We start from the raw sequence: 15,822 nt of genomic DNA, 5'->3' as shown, positions 1-15,822 counted from the left end.
CGCCGCCTTGGCGCATGGGTGACAGCGGTTCAGTTCACTTGTCATAGCAAATTCATCAAAAGCCTCTCCGGTATCGCGTAGTTACTCCCCAGAGCATCTAGCGCCATGTCGATCGGGGGGAACAACCATGTCCAAAGTCAGCGCGTCAACCAGCGTCTACGGCGAGTATAATCCGACGTCCGGCAATGCGGATGCTGTCCAGGCTTGGGAGAAGGCGAAGGATCAGGCCAAGGATGCGGGCATTCAATGGGAGAGGCCGGCGGGTGACACGCGGTCGGCGCAGCAGATCATCGACGATACGCCGATCCTGCGGAACCTCGGCAACCAGGAGGACGTCCGGTCCAATCTGGAGGACCGGGTCGGCGGCGACATCGAGACCAATGCCGATGCCGCCTACCGCGCGGCGCAGGTTCTCGAGCACATCGAAAAGCTCGACGAGAGTGGCAATCGGATCGCGGGCGGCGACATAGACAATGGCAAGGTCAACGGCTTCTCCAAGGGCGGCGATGCCTATCACGGGACGGAAGCGGGCCGCCTGAAGGATTTCGGCGAGAACGGCTTCGGGTTCCTCAAGGGCGAGTTGCGCGACGTCCCGTCGGCCAGCGAGGATCCGGAGGCACGCAGCCAGGCCGATGATCTCGGAATCCGATGGGAGCGCCCGGCCGGTAACGAGCGCTCGGCCGAGGAGATCATCGACGGCAGCGATCTCCTGAAGAACCTCGGTGATCAGAGCGACGTCAAGGACATGCTGAAGGAGCGTGTCGGCGATTTCGAAAGCGATGCGGACGCCGCCTACCGCGCGAACCAGGTGCTTCAGCACATCGAGCGCTTCGACGGCGAGGGCCGGGAGATCGTCGGCAGCGATGTCGGCAATGGCGAGATCAACGGCTTCAGCAAGGGTGGCGAGGCCTATAACGGCACCGAGGCCGGGCGCCTGCAGGACTTCGGCAAGGATGGCTTCACCAGCCTGAAGGGCGAGATGTCCAACCCGGACAGCGTCGGCGACAACGCGGAAGCCCGCGCGGCCGCCGAAAAGGCCGGGATCAAGTGGGAACTGCCTGAGGGCGACGAGCGCTCGGCGCAGGACATCATCGACGACAATCCCGCGCTCGCGCACCTCGGCAACCAGAGCGGCGTGAAGGACATGCTGAAGGAGCGCGTCGGCGATTATGAGAAGGACGCGGACGCCGCCTATCGGGCGATGCAGGTTATAGACCGCGTCGTGTCCTACAATGAAAAGGGCGAGATCCAGGCCGGCGGCGATGTCGCCAATTCCAGCATCGACGGCTTCACCAAGGGCGACGAGGCCCGCAACGGGACCGAAGCTGGTCGCCTGCAGGATTTCGGCAAGGGCGGTTTCGAGGCGCTTTCAGGGGTCACCAAGCCGGAGGACAGCGCCGGCTATAAGGCGTTCCTCAAGGCCAATCCGGATGCCGACGCCGCCTCCCAGCAGATTGCCGAGTACAGTTCGGTCCTCAACGATAATTTCGACCTGATCCGCAGCAAAACCGGCGACGGCGACTTCCTGACCGAAAATTCTCTGAAGGATTACCTGGCGCAGAATCCACAGAGCAGTGACGAGTTGAAGGAGGCGCTGAACTTCTGGTCACAGCCGGGGGCTTTCGCCAAGCTCGAAACGGCACAGGATCCGCTAAAATTCGGTGCCGACGGCAAGTTCAGCAAGAAGGACGCAACCGCCTTTCTCGCCACGCACACGCCGAAGGATGCGAACGCTGCGATCACCTTCCTCGCCGGCGTCAGCAATGCGAATGTCGTCGCCGACGTCGACACCAGCAAGCTCGGCGCGGACGTGTTCGCCAATCCGGCCAATTACACCACCGAGGAGAAGGCCGCCGTCCTGCAGGAACTCCTGACGACGCAAAGCCTCATCACCGACGGGGCGGCCGCCGGCATGTGGAGCACCGACTACGGCAAGGTCAGCATCGCCAACGCCGTCCAGGGCCATCCCGACCCTGCCAAGCTGCTCAGCGACGTCAACGACCACATCAAGATCCTCGAGAACGATCCCGAGGTCGTCACCTTCCTCAACGAGAGCGGCACCAAGGAACTGACGAAGCTGCTGGATGACAACAAGGGCCTGAAGGACGCCGTCCAGTCGAACTACGACAACATCAAGTCCGGCGGCGCGCTCGACGCGATGTGGGACGCGAAGACCAAGGACGGCAAGACCGACCAGCAGGCGGCCCTCGCCGAATTCTTCGGCAGCGCGCAGATGCACCAGACGGCGCTCGGCATCAAGGATCTGCCGGAGATCCAGAGCGCTGTCGGAAAATCGAAGCACAATGCCGAGTTCGAAACCTTCTACAAGGACAAGCTCGCCTCCGGCGACCGGCTGAACGAACTGCTGGTGGATCAGCCTTTCGCCGAGGCCGCTGGCACCTACAGTGCCGAAGTCGCGGTCTACAACGCGGCCCTCAATCCTGAATTCACCGGCCAGTTCGATACCCAGCTGAACGACAACTACACCCGGATTACGCAGGACAACGTCTTCAAGGACGCCAGTTTCGAAGATCTGAAGAAGGCTTTCGGCACCGACGGCAGCGATAATCTGGATGAGACCAAGGTCAAGGCGATCATCGAGGAGATCACCAAGACCAACCCAGAATTCTTCGTCAACCCCGACGGCAAGGTGACGACGCCGGACCAGATCCTTTCTGGTTTCCGCGGCAGCTGGGACGTCCTGCGCCAAGGCACAAAGTCGCTGGCGGAAATGAAGCCCGAATGGTTGAGCCCGGACGCCAAGACGGCATCCGACAAGGGCCTGCTGCACGGGGTCAGCGGTCTCTTCATGGCCGGCGTCACGATTTCCAAGGGCGCCAACAGCGGCGGCAACCTGACCGACAGACAGATCGTCGACATCACGACGGGATCGGTTCAAACCGTGACGCTTCTGGCCGAGGGCGGCATCAAGAACTACCGGGATTACCTGAAGGGTGTGGTCTCGAAGGTCGACGACTCGCTCTACAGCCACTTCGATACGCTGCTCGACGACGTCAAGCCGGAGGCCAGTGACCTCAAGCAGGAGTCGAACCTTGCCAAGGAGCTCGGCAAAACCCTCGAAAAGTGGGAAAACGCGGCCAAGGGATTGGGCGGCCTCGCCGGGGCCGCCGCGGGCGCCTACGGCATTTTCGACGGCGTGCAGTCGATCCGCAAAGGCGACCTGGTCTCGGGCGGCATCAGCATTACCGCGGGTTCCCTCGGCGGTCTCGCGAGCCTTGCTTCGGCCGGCGAGGGCGGCGCCTTCCTGCTCGGCCAGATGGGCCTCCGGGCGGCGCTGGCCCCGATCGCCGGCGTCCTCGGCATGGCGGCTGCCGGCGTCGGCGCCATCGCTATGCTCCTGCCGGGCCTGATCGCGGAGGGCAAGCAGCAGACGCAGCAGGACAATTTCGGCGACCTGCTGGGTGAGACCATGACGAAATACGAGATCGACGGCGTTCCCAAGGGCGACCAGTTCGACATCCCGGAGAGCGACTGGCCGGAAAGCAGCTGACGTCGGCTTCGCCAGCAGGCTGAGCGCCGACCAGCTGTCATTCGGGGCTGAGGAGCTCCACACTGCTCGGAGGCCGGGAACGGCCTCTGTCGCCGTCCCGAGGCAGGTGCGGCGAAGCGAACCTAGCCGATCGGGTCGATGTCGGAAAAGTCCACGAGATCGATCCGGGCGGGCACGACGAAGCGTCCGTTGAGATAGGCCAGCAAACGCTGGAAGGCCTCCCCGCCCCCGCGGATCGCCTCGAGACTCTCAATCCCTGTCCAGCCGCTCCCGAGCGGCAGCTCCGGCTGGGTCAGCCAGGCCTGTTCGGCGAGAAAAGCGGCGCGATCCGGCGGAAAGCCGATATCGGTGAACACCAGCTGCACCGCCTCGAGCGTCAGCCCGCTTTCCCCCTCGCGCTGCAGCGCCAAGGTCCGGACGTGCCGATGCGCCGCGAGGCTGCCGGCGATCGTCCGTTGCGCGGCGTCGCTGGCGAGGAGCAAGGAGCGGGCGTCGCGGAGCTCAGGGTCCGGCGGTCCCCGGCTGAGATCATCGAGCACCCGCACCGCATCCCGGCCGGCGCGCTCGAAGCGGGCCAGCCCCTCTGCAAGGCTCGGGAGCAGGTCGGGATAGGCGGTGAGAAAGGCCTGGAGCATGGCCGTGAGGTTCTCGCCGTCGAGCTTCGAGCGCCAGCCGGTCCACTCCATCAGCAGCGGTCCGGCGATCTCGAGGATGTCGGCATCGACGCCATCGATCCGCCCGCCGAGGCGACGGATGCTGGCGGCGAGCAGCGCGATCAGGCTCTGGCGCCGGCGCCGGTCGCCGCGTTCCTCGAGCTGGGCGGCAAGGGTCAAAGGCAAGAGCAGCCCGGTCCCGACGGCCACGGCCTGTGCCAGCCCGAAGAAGATGGCGGCATCATTGACGTTCTTGCCGGCCAGCACGATGGCGCCGAGATCGCGGGCGAAGGTCCGGACCTCGGCAGTCCCCGCCCCGGCATCGAGGATCGACGCGACATTGGCCAGCGCCCGGGTCGTCGCGGCGGAACCGAAGCCCGGAGACGCCCCCGGCGGGGCCGCAACACCCGCTGTTCTCGCGGGGAGGTCGATGGTGACCGCCATCCCTGCAGAACTGGGGGCACCGGCGACCGACCTGTCGCAGAGACCCGCGACGATCGCGGCGAGTTGCGGCTGGACGCCCGCCACAAACGCGCCGGCGAGGCCTGGCGGAAGGGTTCGCAGGACGGTGTAGAGTTCCTGCGCGGCGGCGTGGGGGTTTTCGGCGGCCAGCATCCGCTCGACTACTGCGGTCCGCGTGGCGAACAACGTCCGCGGATGCGCCCCGGCATCTGGTCCTGCAGGCTGGGAGACTGGCTGCCCCGCGCTGGCCGCGGGGGACGGGGCGGCCCGTCGCTCGGGCGTCTCGGCCGAGGGGCGGAAGTGGGCCTGGCGGGCGGGATCGCGGCGATCCGGCAAACCCGCCCGGGGGTCGACGGTCGGCTTTGCCGTTGCTTCCCGATCGGCGGGCCCGAGCGTTGGCGGCGCGTCCCCCGGCGGGGTCTCGATCCGCTGCCATTCCTCAAAGGCCCGCCGAAACGCGTCCTTTGCAGCGGACGACGCAAGATCGCGGATGACCGTGACGATCGGGATCATGGCGCCGCGGCCTCCGGCCCCGCCAGCCCCTGCAGCAGGCCGACAGTCCCTTTCAGGTCGCCGATCCGGTCGAGCATCAGCGGCACCAGGAAGACCGCATAAACCACCATCAGGAAGGAGAAGAGGAGGTTTTTCACCGCCAGGGACAGGTCGAAGACGTGGAACTGCGGGGCCATGCGCGAGAGATAGGCGAGCATGAAGTCGGCGATCAGCATGGCGATGACGACCGGCGCGATCAGCACCACGCCGATCAGCATCACGCGGTCGAGCACGCCGAGCAGCGCCATCACCGAATGCGCCTCGATCACCGGCACGAAGCTCGTCGCCGGCCAGAGATCATAGCTGCGGTAATAGCCGTCGAGCAGGATTAGGAAGCCGCCCGACATGAAGAAGAGGGTGATCAGCGAGAGGCTGAGCAGCGTTGCGGTAATGCTGGATTCGCCGGTGGACAGCGGGTCGACCAGCTGCGCCATGGTCGAGCCGCGCTGGAGGTCGACGAGATCGCCGGCCACCTCGGCCGCCCAGAACGGAATGCCGAAGGCGAGGCCGATCACGCCGCCAACCGCCATTTCCTTGATCACGAGGCCGGTCAGGCTGAGGCTCGTCGGCGTCCCCGCCAGCTGGAGGCTCTGGAACACCGCGGGCACCACCGGCAGCGAAATCGCGATCGCCACCGCCGATCGCAGGAGGCCGGTGAGGCCGAGCCGGGTGAAGGCCGGCGTCAGCATCACCATGCCCAGCGCCCGCGACACCGCGACGGAAACGGCCACCAGCAGCGGGTAGGCCAATTCCAGGAAAGCGTTGGTGACGGCGGCGTTCACGGCATCCCCTAGCGCGTCAGAGCCGGAAAGCTGTCGAAGGACTGGATGGCGATGCTGCCGACCTGGCTCGCCAGCAGCGGGCCGAGGAAGATCAGCACCAGCATCACCGCGACCAGCTTGACCGCCTGCGGCAAGGTCTGGTCCTGGATCTGCGTCAGGGCCTGCAGCAGGCCGACACTGACGCCGATGAGGATGGCGACGCCGAGCGCCGGCGCCGAGACCAGGAGAACCGTGAGGAGGCCGCGGTTCATCTCGGCGAGAAAGACATCCTGTCCCATGCGCCTACCCGCCGTAACTGAGGATCAGGCCGTGCATCAGCCGCGACCAGCCCTCGATGGCGACGAAGAGGAAGATCTTCAGCGGGATCGAGATCAGCGTTGGCGAGACCATCATCATGCCCATCGCCATCAGGACGTTGGCAACGATGAGATCGATCACCAGGAAGGGGATGTAGAGGAGGAAGCCGATCTCGAAGGCGCGCGTCAGCTCGGAGCTGACGAAGGCCGGGATCAGCACCAGGAGATCGTCGCTCTTCAGCTCGGCCCGCGCCTCCTCCGACCACACGGTCTCCGTCGCCTGGATGAAAAAGTCCCGCTCCCGTTCGTTGGCAAAGCGCGCGAGATAGGTCTGCAGCGGCACGCGCACCGCCTCGGCCGCCTCCTTGAGGCCCTCGACGGTCTGGACGTCGATCGTCCGGTTTTCGAGCTCACGGTACATGTTGCCGACGAGCGGCGTCGTCACATAGACGGTGAGGATCAAGGCGATGCCGTAGAGCACCAGGTTCGGCGGCGACTGCTGGATACCCAGCGCATTGCGGATCAGGAACAGCACCACCGAGATTTTCAGGAAGCCGGTCATCGTCACCACGGCGAGCGGCAGCAGCCCGATCGTCGAAACGAGCAGGATGATGGCGACGAGGTTCGGCTGGAACTCATTCATCCTGTGCGGCACCGGCATCATCGGCGAGACGGGTGATGCGCACGCCGAGCCCCTCCCCGATGGTCACGAGGCTGCCGCGGCCGATGCGGCGGCCATGGGCAACGATGTCGACGGCATCCCCGACCGGACGCGAGAGCGGCAACAGGCTGCCCGCGGCCAGCGCCCGCAGTTCCGCGATGGTCATCTCGACCCGTCCGAACTCCATCACCAGCCGCACCGGCAGGGCGCCGATCCCGCTCTCGTCGTCCTTGTCGCTCATGTCGCGGTCTTTCTGGAGGGGAGGAGAAACCGCCTGTAGCGCGGTCCGAAGGCGAAAACGGGCATCGACGGCATCCACCTGCCCGCGCAGCCGGCCGCCGACCACGGCCTCAGTTGTGGTCCCCTCCAGCATCACGACATCGCCCGGCGACAGGCTGCCGAGCTCGGACAGGCTGAGATCTTGCCATCCGGCTGACAGCGCCAGTTCCACCGGAATGGCGGCGACGTCCAGGGATGCCGGCGGCGCCAGCCGGTCGAGTTCGACGGCGAGCCGTGACGCGAGGTCGACCGGCAGCTCCAACCGGCAGGCGGTCCTGGTGCCGTCCTCGAAGCCGAGCGTCACGGTGAGGGCCAGCGGCAAGGCGCCGAGCCCGGCCGGATCCTCGGGAAGGACGCGGATCGGCTGGCCAAGCCTCTGCTCGATCGGCCCGAGAAGACTCAGAAGGGCAAACTCGACCAGGATGGCCCGCTGTGCCGGCTCTTCGGCGAGGAGCGTCGCCCCGATCACCAGCTGCGCCTCGACGCGTTCGACGAGATGCTGCGGCAGAGAGATCCGTCCGGTCGACTCGCCGATGCGAAGAGCGACGGACATTACAGTGGGATCCGGCGCACCCAGCAGGGACAACCGAACGGTCGCCGGCCGGCCGAGCACCGTCAGGCGCAGCGCCGGGCGTGTCCGGCTCAGCCGGTTGATCACGGCGACCGCCTCCGGCAGGACGCTCGGCAGGGTCGGCATGGCGTGCCGTGCCGGCGAAGAAGGCGCCGGCAGCAGGTCGGGTAACTCGGGCAGCATCAGCATTCCCGTCTGCGCCGGAAGGTGGCGTCGTCCTCCGCCGACAGCTCGGCGAGGACTTCCTCTTGCAGCGTCTCGGCCCGGCGAAGGTGGTGTGCGACTTCCGAAAGACGGTCGGCGTCGCGTCGCCGCTCGAGGCGTTCCGCCTGGAGCTGGCCAAGCATGTCGTCGGCTGCCACGGCCAGCGCGAGGACCGCGGCCCGGGCCGCTTCCAGCTCGGTCCGGCGATGCTCGGAGGCCAGCGCCGTATCGGTCGAGCGTCCGAGCGCGGTCTGCGGCATTGGCCGCCCGAGGATCGCCTCGAAGAAGAGGCGCTCGCGCGCTTCGGCGGCCGTGGCATGGTCGTCGAGGGCGATGTCGGCCACGGCCACGAGACCTGCCGTCTTCCGGCAGACGTCCGCCTGGCGCGCGACGGCGCGCTCGGCCCGCTCCTCGCGCATCCGGCGCAAGGCGACCAGCCGGTCGATATCAGCCCGCCGGATCATGCCAGCAGCCCCTGCAGGCGCCGCAGCGTCTCGGGCATGGACGAGCGGTCCCGCGCGTCCTGGCGCAGGAAGGCCTCGATGGCGGCATGCCGGGCGACCGCCTCGTCGGCGAGCGCGTCATGGCCGGCGGCGTATTCGCCGATCCGCAGCAGCAGCTCGACATCCTGGTAGCGCGCCATCAGGTCGCGCACCCGGCCGGCATCGCGCCGGTGATCGGCACCCGCCACCGTGTCCATCAGGCGGCTGCGGCTCTTCAGGACGTCGATCGCCGGAAAGTGGTTGCGCTGGGCGAGTTCGGCGCTGAGGACGATGTGGCCGTCGAGGATCGCCTTGGTCTCCTCGGCGACGGGGTCGAGCCCGCCCTCGCCTTCGGTCAGGACGGTGTAGAGCGCGGTGATCGAGCCGCCGCGGCCGGGTCCCGCCCGCTCCAGGAGGCGCGGCAAGGCGGCGAAGAAGGACGGCGGGAAACCGCGCCGGGTCGGCGGTTCGCCAGCGGCAAGGCCGATCTCGCGCTGCGCCCGCGCAAACCGGGTGACGCTGTCCATCAACAACAGCACGTGGCGGCCTTGATCGCGGAAATACTCGGCGATGGCGGTGGCGACATAGGCCGCCTTGACGCGCTCGATCGCCGGACGGTCCGAGGTGGCGACGACCGTCACGGCTTTGCGGCGCGCCTCTGCGCCGAGCTGCACGTCGACGAATTCACGCACTTCCCGCCCGCGCTCGCCGATCAGCCCGACGACAATGACGTCGGCCTCGGTGCCGCCGATGATCGACGCCAGCAGCGACGACTTGCCGACGCCCGGCTCGCCGAAGATGCCGACGCGCTGGCCGCGCGCGACGGTGAGCAGCCCGTCGATGGCACGCACCCCGAGGCGCAGCGGATGCTCGATCAGGTCCCGCTGCATCGCCAAAGGCGGCTCGGCATTCACTGGATAATCCTCAGCGGCCAAGAGGACGGACGGCCCCTCATCGAGGAAGGCGCCGAGCGGGCTGATGACGCGGCCGAGCAGGCCATCGCCGACGGGAACGCTGAGGGCGCGGCCGGTCGGGATCACCTCGGCTCTGGTCGACATGCCGTCCAGCCCGCCGATCGGGGTGAGGATCGTCTCCTCGTCCTCGAAGCCGATGACCTCGGCCGGCACCTGCCGCCCGGTGACGGGGTCGCGGAGATAGCAAAGCTCGCCGATCCGAGCCATCGGCAGGTTCGCATGAACGATGACGCCGCGGATCTGCCGCACCCGGCCGTAGACCGGCCGCGGCTCAGCGCCCGCCGCAGCCGCGGAGAGGCGCGGCAACAGCGCATCGAATTCGAAGCGGGCTGAAGTCATGCGCCGCCGCCGATCATCGCGGAGCGGATGGCGCCAAGCTGCGCGTCGAGCCCGACGTCGATGCTGGCGACCGGGCTGGTGACGATGCACTGGAGATCCGAGAGGTGCGAATCGGCTTCCACGCGGACGCGCGGTCCGGCGGCCGTCGACGCCGTCAACAGCGCCTCGACCGGCGCGGCGAGGCCGGGCGCCACGCGCACCACGACCTCCTCGGCATCGCGAAACGCCGCGATCGCCTCTGCGGCGACCGCCCGGACGAATTCGGCCTGGTCGAAGCTCGCCAGCACCTGGCGCACGATCGACAGCGCAAGGTCCGCCAACCGGCCTTCGAGGCCGGCGAGATAGCTCGCGACGTCGACCTGGGTCTGCATCAGCAGCGCGGCGGCCGCTGTCTCGCCGGCCTTGCGGCCGGCGGCCTCACCCTCGGCGCGCGCGCGCTCCACGACGTCGCGGGTCGTCGACAGCAGCGCCTCCGCTTCGGCCCGCGCGCTGTCGCGGAAGGCATAGCCATCGATCCAGCTGGCCGCCTCGGCAGAACGCAGGATCTTGCCGCCGGGCCGGGCGGGCAATCCGTTCACGACGCGGCCCTTTCGGAAGCGGCAGCATGGATGTCGGCGGCGACCCGGCGCACGATCAAGGGGCCGCGCGCCAGGAGCTGCGCATCGGCTGTCGCCGGGACGGCCGCGTCATCCGGCCATTTCAGCCGGACGCGGCGGCCGATCGGCTCGGGCAGCGACTGGATCCAGGCGGCAAGGCAAGCGCGGCCATCGGCAAGGATCACCTTTTCCAAGGCATCGAGGTCGGCGGGGACCGGACGGCTGCCGCCAAGCTCGCGGTGCGACAGGGCGGCGTCGAACGCCGCCTCGCCAAACCTTTCGGCCATTGCGGTGACCACGGCCTTGCGGATCTCGCGCACGAAGGCGCCGGACCAGAAGACGGCCCCGCAAGGCAGCGCCAGCGCCTCGAAATCCACAAGTCCGAGGCGGGCGACGAGGAGGTCGGCCTGCACCGGCACCGGCATCGCCCCGGCAGGGGCGGACACGGCAAGACGAGTCGAAAGCAGGCTCGCCAGCCGCGCCGAGAACCGCGGCTCGGCCGCCATTGCCTCAAGCGTTGGCGAAAGACCCGGCGCGCGGAAGCAGGCGGCAAAGCGCTGAGGATCGGCATCGCGCACGGGCTCGGCGAGATAGGCGTCCCACCCCTCGGCCACGCGGCTCTGCGCCCCATCCGCTGCGGCAATAGCTGCCAAAATCATTTCTGCGGGACCAGGTCATAGGTGCGGCGCTGGCGCTGGCGCCAGACGAACGCCGACAGCGTGCCGGCAAGGCCGAGCACTAGAAGAGACAGCGTGCCGACGATCCAGCCAGCGCGGCCGACGCTCGCCTCGAGCATCCAGACCCCGAACACCGGCACCAGCGGCGGCAGGCTGCCGGCGCCGCCCGCCGCCCGCGCCGGGGCAGCGATGGGGATCACCGAGACCTTCTCGTAGGACAGCCCGGCAATGCCGTTCGCCACCAGCGTCTTGATCTGCGGAATCAGCGGGTTGATGTCGAGGCTGGCCTCATGGCGAATGAAGACGGAGGCCGAAGACGGCGCGGAGTCCCGGCGCAGCGGATCGTTGTCGGGCAGAACGACATGCACCCGGGCCGAGAGCACGCCGTCGATCTCCGACACCGTGCGCGAGAGCTCCTCGGACAGGGCGTAGATCATCTGCGCGCGCTCCTGGACGGGCGAGGCGACCAGGCCATCGCGCTCGAAGACCTTTCCCATCGAGGCGAATTCCGGCTTGGGCAGGCCCGCCTCCTCCAGCGTCTGCACCGCGTCGGCAAGACGGCCTTCGTCGACGACCACGGTGATCCGCCCATCCGGCTGCAGCACGCGGCTCGCCGGGATGCCGCGGTGAAGAAGTGCCGCGACCATGCCGTTCGCCTCGCGCTCGGCGAGGTTGGTGTAGAGGTTGACGTCGCAGGCCTGAAGGAAAAGCGCGGCGGCAAGGATCGCCGCCGCCTTGCCGAAATGGCGCAGCACGCCCGGACCGGTTTCGGGCCGGGGCGCGCGGGTGGGCCGAGGTCTCATTGGCCGCGCAGGAGCGTGTTCGCCGCGCCCGAGACCTGGGTGGCGCCGCGCACCACCATCTGCGTTTCGATCGAATGGTCGAACATCATGCTGAGCGACTCGACCACCCGCGACATCTGCTGGCCGTCGACGCCCGGCTTGCCAGAGCCGGCATCGGCGACAGGCTGGGGGCCGAGGCTGGCGAACTGGCCGCTGCGCGAGGCCTCCGGCGCGCCCTGGACCAGCTTGCCGGCGCGTTCGGCAAAGTTCGAGGAGCGCTCGAAGAAGCCTTGCAGGTGCTGCATGATGTCCTGGCCGAGCTGGCTGGGATTGGCCCCCTCCGGCAGTCCGCGGGCATTGGCAGCAATGTGCTCGAACAGATTCTGCGATGCCTGCGGCACCATGTCCGGGGCGGCCGGCGGGGCGGGCGCGATTCCAGCGGCGGGAACTGTCGGGGTCATGACGCATCCTCCAGGCAAGTGCGGTGAAACGGGCGGCAGCGGGGGCCTTCCGCGAGGGGTGGTCGCACCCGGTCGCAGAAGGATGCTTCAGGGCCCGCAGAGACAAGACGCTTTGTCCGCGTCCTGGCGGACGGGCGGCGCCCTATTCGTCGTCGGCCATCGCTTCCTTCAGGATCTCGTTCGCCTGCGGCATGATGATCATCTGGCCGCCGACGGTGATCGCGCCCGTGACCATGGTATCGAGCAGTTCAGGCGTCATGCCGCCCTCGGCGGTCTCGACGGCGGCATTGAACTTGGCTTCATTCGGCCCGGCCGTCGCAGCAACGGAATCGGAACCGGAAATAGGCGAGATGGCCATGGGTCTTCTCCTTGTTCAAAGTCTTCGTGGTTCAAAGTCTTCGTGGTTCGAAGGCTTTGTGGTTCAAAGTGTTCGTTAGTCGAGGTCTTCGTTCGAACGACGCCCGGAGCCTTTGCCCCCGACGCTTGGTTGGCGCAGCCAGTCCGGCCGCGCCGTCTCGGCGCCGGCTATCGCGGTGGCGGCGCAGAAGCTGCGGCACCGGGCGCCGCCACCACTTCGGTGGCCATACCGCCGCGAAACACCCGCACCCGCGGATCGTCACCGGCGACCATCGGCGGCGGCTGCATCCGCTGGACCAGCTGATCGACCGCCGCGACGTAGGCCGGCGGCCCCGACACCGTGAGGACGCGGCCGTCGGGCGAGGCGCGAAGGGTGAAGCGTTCGTCGAACAGCCCGAGCTGGCGCATCTCGGCGGCAACCGCCTTGCTGCCCAGCCGCCCGGTGTTGAGGACGCGCGTCGCGAACTCGGACTCGGCGCTGACGTTCAGGACGGCGCCATCGAAATACCAGGTCAAGCCATTGGCAGCCGCCAGCCGGTCGAGAAACGGACCCGCCTTCTCCGCGCTGACCTCGCCTCGGATCCGCCCCTTGACCGCATCGGACATCACTACCGGCAAGTGCAGGTTGCGCCCGAACTCGGTCAGCGCCGCGCGCACGTCCTGGTCGATGACGACGTAACCATAGGGCTTGTCGAACCAGGCGGTTTCGGCAGCGGCCGGCAGCGCCAGACCGAGAACGGCGATGGCCAGGAGATGGCGCAGGGCGCCTTGCACCCGCCGGCGAGCAAGCGGTGCCGACGCGCTGTTGGGCACACCGTGCCTTACGACCAGCAAGCCGCTCAGTCGAAGACTATTGCTTGCTACCATTACCAACCAAACGCTCTTGCCAATGCCGATTTGCGCCGGAACCTATCCAATAGGATCAGTACAAGTCCAGCATGTTCTGTATATTTATTTGCAATCCAAACGAGCGTATGTTTTGTGAAGTTTTTGTTACAGGTTTATGACGATTATCTGCATAGACAATCTCAGATTTCATAAATTAGTCGTTGATTTATTCAGTTGATCGTACAATTTGGGGCCATCGACGGCGCCGAAAACGTGCGGACCGACGATAGCAACCGTCTCCGCTTCGGGAGGGCGGATTGCGACCAACAGTCAATTCTGGAGCCGAACCATGTCCAACACCCCTGCAGTTTCCACCTCCACCGGTGCTGACTCGGCGATCAAAGCCATGACCGACGCTTTCGACTCGGCCATCATGAAGTCGGCCGAAATCACCAAGGTGACCACCGAGAAGAAGACCGAGCTCGACGCCACCAAGCAGCGTCCGCAGAACTAAAACCTTGAGACGCGGGCGTTCGGCGCCCGCGTCTTTCCTGCCTGTCTGCGTTCCCGTCGCCGGCCTTTCGGTCCGCGGCTTTCGACAGCGCCTGCCCGTCTTCCGCGAACCGCCCTGTCGTCGAAGCCGTCCGCGCGAAGCGAGGTCCTTTTCACCATGTCTTCGACCCTCACCTCCCCCTCGCGCATGCCGCTTGCCCTTCGCGAACCCGATGCTTTCGCCGGACCGGTGCTGCAGGTGATCGCCGGCGTCCACAGCGGCGTCAGGGTTCCCATCGACGGCAGCAGCTGCACGATCGGCCACTCGCGCAATTCAGACCTCATTCTTGCCGACGACGCGGTTGCCGACGACCATGTCCGGCTTCGCTTCTATGGAAAGACCGTCGCCATCGACGCCGTCGGCGGCGACGTCATGGTGAAGGGCGGCGTGCTGCTTCGCCGCGGCCAGGGCTGCAAGGCATCGCTGCCGGCGGAGATCGGTCTCGGCGCCGCCCGCATCAGCATCGGCCAGGCCCGTCTTTCCGCCCCCGTCGTGCGCCGGCTGCTCACCTGGATCGGGTTGCTGACCCTCGTGGTCGTACCGATCGTCGCGGTGCAAGCCAATATCCTGACGGCGCCCGAGGCGGCGACGATGACCGAGCCGCCGCCGCCGGCAGCCGACCTGCGCGCCTCTCTCGGACCGGCGCCGGCCGCCGCAGCCTTTACGCCGAGCGACGCCGATGTCGCCACGCTGTTGCAGCAGAAGATCGAAGCCGCGGGGCTCGGGCAGCTCAAGGTGCTGCAGGATGGCCGACACTTCCAGGTCAGTGGCGCGCTGCCGCCCGCAGGTCGCACCGCCTGGGAAGGCGTCCAGCGCTGGTTCGACGGCCAGCTCGGACAGCGCTACGTCCTGACCAGCACGGTAGGCGCTGCCGCGATCGCCAAGGCGCCGCAGTTCGACTTCCAGGCCGTATGGTTCGGCAAGGACCCCTATGTCATCGATGCCAAGGGCGAGCGCCGCTATCCCGGCGCCGCGCTGCGGGACGGCTGGGCGATCAAGTCGATCCGGAAGGGCCATATCCTGCTCACGCGCGGCGGCGAAGAGTTCGCCCTGACGCTATGAGGCACGCCATCTCCTCCTCCGCCGGACCGGCCGAATGAGCGACATCGCTCGCCCGATCGAACGGCAACGGCTCGACCGCGCCCTCGTCGATGCCGGCCGCAAGGCCGATCCGGCGACACGCGTCCAGATCGAGGCCTTCGAGGTCATGCTGCGCGGCCGCCGGGCGCCGGCCCGGCAGACGTCGCTGCGCGAGGAGATCGAGCAGCTGGTCATGCCGGAGATCGTCGATCCCGGCATCTTCAATGCCGGGCGCTCGCTCGACCTCCTCGCCCACGTCGTCGACGTCGTCCTGCCGCGCCTCGGCGCGGACGAGGAAATCTCCGCCCTTGCCGGAGCCGTGCTCGAGGAGGAGATCGCCCGGCGCCGCGAAATCGAGGAGCGGATGAAAGAGGCCGACCTGTCTTGACCACGCCCGACGCCGCCGCGGCGGAGCTCCTGCATTCGCTGGGCTATCTCTACATGCGCAACGGCCAGGAAAGCCGCGCGCTGATCTTCCTGCTGATCGCCTACCGGATCGAGCCCGACCACCCCGGCGTCCTGCGCACGCTGGCGGCCGCCTTCGTCGCTAATGGCGCGGGCGAGCGCGCGCTGGTGGCGATCGACCGGCTGGCGGTGCTGGAAGGCGGCATGGCGCCGGCGGCCATGTTGCTGCGGGCCCGCGCCCTCTTCGTCGCCGGCCGGCCGGTCGAAGCCCGCGGCTGCTTCAAGGACTATGTCGAACTGCGGAGGCTGCCTTGACC

18 protein-coding genes are annotated in these 15,822 nt (G+C 67.6%); 5 read left to right on the top strand and 13 right to left on the bottom strand.

What is annotated here, in order from left to right; all coding sequences use genetic code 11:
* Positions 1-127: 127 nt before the first annotated feature.
* On the top strand, positions 128-3,511 hold the full coding sequence (locus ACZLZQ_RS07550; protein ID WP_472948823.1) for a type III effector HrpK domain-containing protein: 3,384 nt from the start codon (positions 128-130) through the stop codon (positions 3,509-3,511).
* 122 nt (positions 3,512-3,633) lie between these two features.
* Here the strand turns inward: ACZLZQ_RS07550 and ACZLZQ_RS07545 are convergent, their stop codons facing one another.
* The 13 genes from ACZLZQ_RS07545 to ACZLZQ_RS07485 all read right to left on the bottom strand — a co-directional run bounded on the left by ACZLZQ_RS07545 (position 3,634) and on the right by ACZLZQ_RS07485 (position 13,452).
* Positions 3,634-5,139: a hypothetical protein gene (locus ACZLZQ_RS07545; protein ID WP_472948822.1), complete on the bottom strand. Its 1,506-nt coding sequence runs from the start codon at positions 5,137-5,139 to the stop codon at positions 3,634-3,636.
* The gene (gene sctT, locus ACZLZQ_RS07540) at positions 5,136-5,960 is read right to left on the bottom strand and encodes a type III secretion system export apparatus subunit SctT (protein WP_472948821.1); all 825 of its coding nucleotides are present in this window, start codon (positions 5,958-5,960) and stop codon (positions 5,136-5,138) included. The genes ACZLZQ_RS07545 and sctT overlap by 4 nt, the downstream gene beginning before the upstream one ends.
* Before the next feature lie 8 nt (positions 5,961-5,968).
* Positions 5,969-6,238, bottom strand: coding sequence for an EscS/YscS/HrcS family type III secretion system export apparatus protein (locus ACZLZQ_RS07535; RefSeq protein ID WP_472933633.1), 270 nt, complete (start codon positions 6,236-6,238; stop codon positions 5,969-5,971).
* Positions 6,239-6,242: 4 nt separating this feature from the next.
* Complete coding sequence (sctR, locus tag ACZLZQ_RS07530) at positions 6,243-6,899, bottom strand: type III secretion system export apparatus subunit SctR (protein WP_472948820.1); 657 nt, start codon at positions 6,897-6,899, stop codon at positions 6,243-6,245.
* A complete protein-coding gene (sctQ, locus tag ACZLZQ_RS07525; RefSeq protein ID WP_472948819.1) occupies positions 6,892-7,950 on the bottom strand; it encodes a type III secretion system cytoplasmic ring protein SctQ in 1,059 nt (352 codons plus the stop codon). The genes sctR and sctQ overlap by 8 nt, the downstream gene beginning before the upstream one ends.
* A complete protein-coding gene (locus ACZLZQ_RS07520; protein ID WP_472948818.1) occupies positions 7,950-8,435 on the bottom strand; it encodes a hypothetical protein in 486 nt (161 codons plus the stop codon). The genes sctQ and ACZLZQ_RS07520 overlap by 1 nt, the downstream gene beginning before the upstream one ends.
* A complete protein-coding gene (locus ACZLZQ_RS07515; protein ID WP_472948817.1) occupies positions 8,432-9,766 on the bottom strand; it encodes a FliI/YscN family ATPase in 1,335 nt (444 codons plus the stop codon). The genes ACZLZQ_RS07520 and ACZLZQ_RS07515 overlap by 4 nt, the downstream gene beginning before the upstream one ends.
* On the bottom strand, positions 9,763-10,344 hold the full coding sequence (gene sctL / locus ACZLZQ_RS07510; RefSeq protein ID WP_472948816.1) for a type III secretion system stator protein SctL: 582 nt from the start codon (positions 10,342-10,344) through the stop codon (positions 9,763-9,765). The genes ACZLZQ_RS07515 and sctL overlap by 4 nt, the downstream gene beginning before the upstream one ends.
* Positions 10,341-11,015: a hypothetical protein gene (locus ACZLZQ_RS07505; protein ID WP_472948815.1), complete on the bottom strand. Its 675-nt coding sequence runs from the start codon at positions 11,013-11,015 to the stop codon at positions 10,341-10,343. The genes sctL and ACZLZQ_RS07505 overlap by 4 nt, the downstream gene beginning before the upstream one ends.
* 2 nt (positions 11,016-11,017) lie before the next feature.
* The gene (gene sctJ, locus ACZLZQ_RS07500; RefSeq protein ID WP_472948814.1) at positions 11,018-11,794 is read right to left on the bottom strand and encodes a type III secretion system inner membrane ring lipoprotein SctJ; all 777 of its coding nucleotides are present in this window, start codon (positions 11,792-11,794) and stop codon (positions 11,018-11,020) included.
* A 44-nt stretch (positions 11,795-11,838) separates the two neighbouring features.
* A complete protein-coding gene (locus ACZLZQ_RS07495) occupies positions 11,839-12,282 on the bottom strand; it encodes a hypothetical protein (RefSeq protein WP_472948813.1) in 444 nt (147 codons plus the stop codon).
* Between the two features lie 142 nt (positions 12,283-12,424).
* The gene (locus ACZLZQ_RS07490; protein WP_472948812.1) at positions 12,425-12,640 is read right to left on the bottom strand and encodes a hypothetical protein; all 216 of its coding nucleotides are present in this window, start codon (positions 12,638-12,640) and stop codon (positions 12,425-12,427) included.
* Between the two features lie 167 nt (positions 12,641-12,807).
* Positions 12,808-13,452 (bottom strand): secretin N-terminal domain-containing protein, encoded by a 645-nt coding sequence (locus ACZLZQ_RS07485; RefSeq protein WP_472948811.1) that lies wholly within the window; start codon positions 13,450-13,452, stop codon positions 12,808-12,810.
* 364 nt (positions 13,453-13,816) lie between these two features.
* Between ACZLZQ_RS07485 and ACZLZQ_RS07480 the strand changes: the two genes are divergently transcribed.
* From ACZLZQ_RS07480 to ACZLZQ_RS07465, 4 genes are all read left to right on the top strand, one after another.
* Positions 13,817-13,981, top strand: coding sequence for a hypothetical protein (locus ACZLZQ_RS07480; RefSeq protein WP_472933644.1), 165 nt, complete (start codon positions 13,817-13,819; stop codon positions 13,979-13,981).
* A 156-nt stretch (positions 13,982-14,137) separates the two neighbouring features.
* Positions 14,138-15,082, top strand: coding sequence for a SctD/MshK family protein (locus tag ACZLZQ_RS07475; RefSeq protein WP_472948810.1), 945 nt, complete (start codon positions 14,138-14,140; stop codon positions 15,080-15,082).
* 34 nt (positions 15,083-15,116) lie between these two features.
* A complete protein-coding gene (locus ACZLZQ_RS07470; protein ID WP_472933646.1) occupies positions 15,117-15,488 on the top strand; it encodes a hypothetical protein in 372 nt (123 codons plus the stop codon).
* Entirely contained in the window at positions 15,485-15,820 is a 336-nt protein-coding gene (locus tag ACZLZQ_RS07465) for a tetratricopeptide repeat protein (protein WP_472948809.1), read from the top strand. Before ACZLZQ_RS07470 ends, ACZLZQ_RS07465 begins: the two co-directional genes overlap by 4 nt.
* Positions 15,821-15,822: the final 2 nt, after the last annotated feature.

It is taken from the genome of Mesocryomonas lacus, from assembly GCF_055730105.2.
The sequence above is the reverse complement of the archived record's forward strand: the minus strand, read 5'-3'. Positions and strand labels throughout refer to the sequence as shown.

Coding starts and splice junctions, on each gene's coding strand:
- ACZLZQ_RS07550 (WP_472948823.1), top strand. CDS start 128: ATGTCCAAAGTCAGCGCGTCAACCAGCGTCTACGGCGAGTATAATCCG.
- ACZLZQ_RS07545 (WP_472948822.1), bottom strand. CDS start 5,139: ATGATCCCGATCGTCACGGTCATCCGCGATCTTGCGTCGTCCGCTGCA.
- ACZLZQ_RS07535 (WP_472933633.1), bottom strand. CDS start 6,238: ATGGGACAGGATGTCTTTCTCGCCGAGATGAACCGCGGCCTCCTCACG.
- sctR (WP_472948820.1), bottom strand. CDS start 6,899: ATGAATGAGTTCCAGCCGAACCTCGTCGCCATCATCCTGCTCGTTTCG.
- sctQ (WP_472948819.1), bottom strand. CDS start 7,950: ATGCTGCCCGAGTTACCCGACCTGCTGCCGGCGCCTTCTTCGCCGGCA.
- ACZLZQ_RS07520 (WP_472948818.1), bottom strand. CDS start 8,435: ATGATCCGGCGGGCTGATATCGACCGGCTGGTCGCCTTGCGCCGGATG.
- ACZLZQ_RS07515 (WP_472948817.1), bottom strand. CDS start 9,766: ATGACTTCAGCCCGCTTCGAATTCGATGCGCTGTTGCCGCGCCTCTCC.
- ACZLZQ_RS07495 (WP_472948813.1), bottom strand. CDS start 12,282: ATGACCCCGACAGTTCCCGCCGCTGGAATCGCGCCCGCCCCGCCGGCC.
- ACZLZQ_RS07490 (WP_472948812.1), bottom strand. CDS start 12,640: ATGGCCATCTCGCCTATTTCCGGTTCCGATTCCGTTGCTGCGACGGCC.
- ACZLZQ_RS07480 (WP_472933644.1), top strand. CDS start 13,817: ATGTCCAACACCCCTGCAGTTTCCACCTCCACCGGTGCTGACTCGGCG.
- ACZLZQ_RS07475 (WP_472948810.1), top strand. CDS start 14,138: ATGTCTTCGACCCTCACCTCCCCCTCGCGCATGCCGCTTGCCCTTCGC.
- ACZLZQ_RS07470 (WP_472933646.1), top strand. CDS start 15,117: ATGAGCGACATCGCTCGCCCGATCGAACGGCAACGGCTCGACCGCGCC.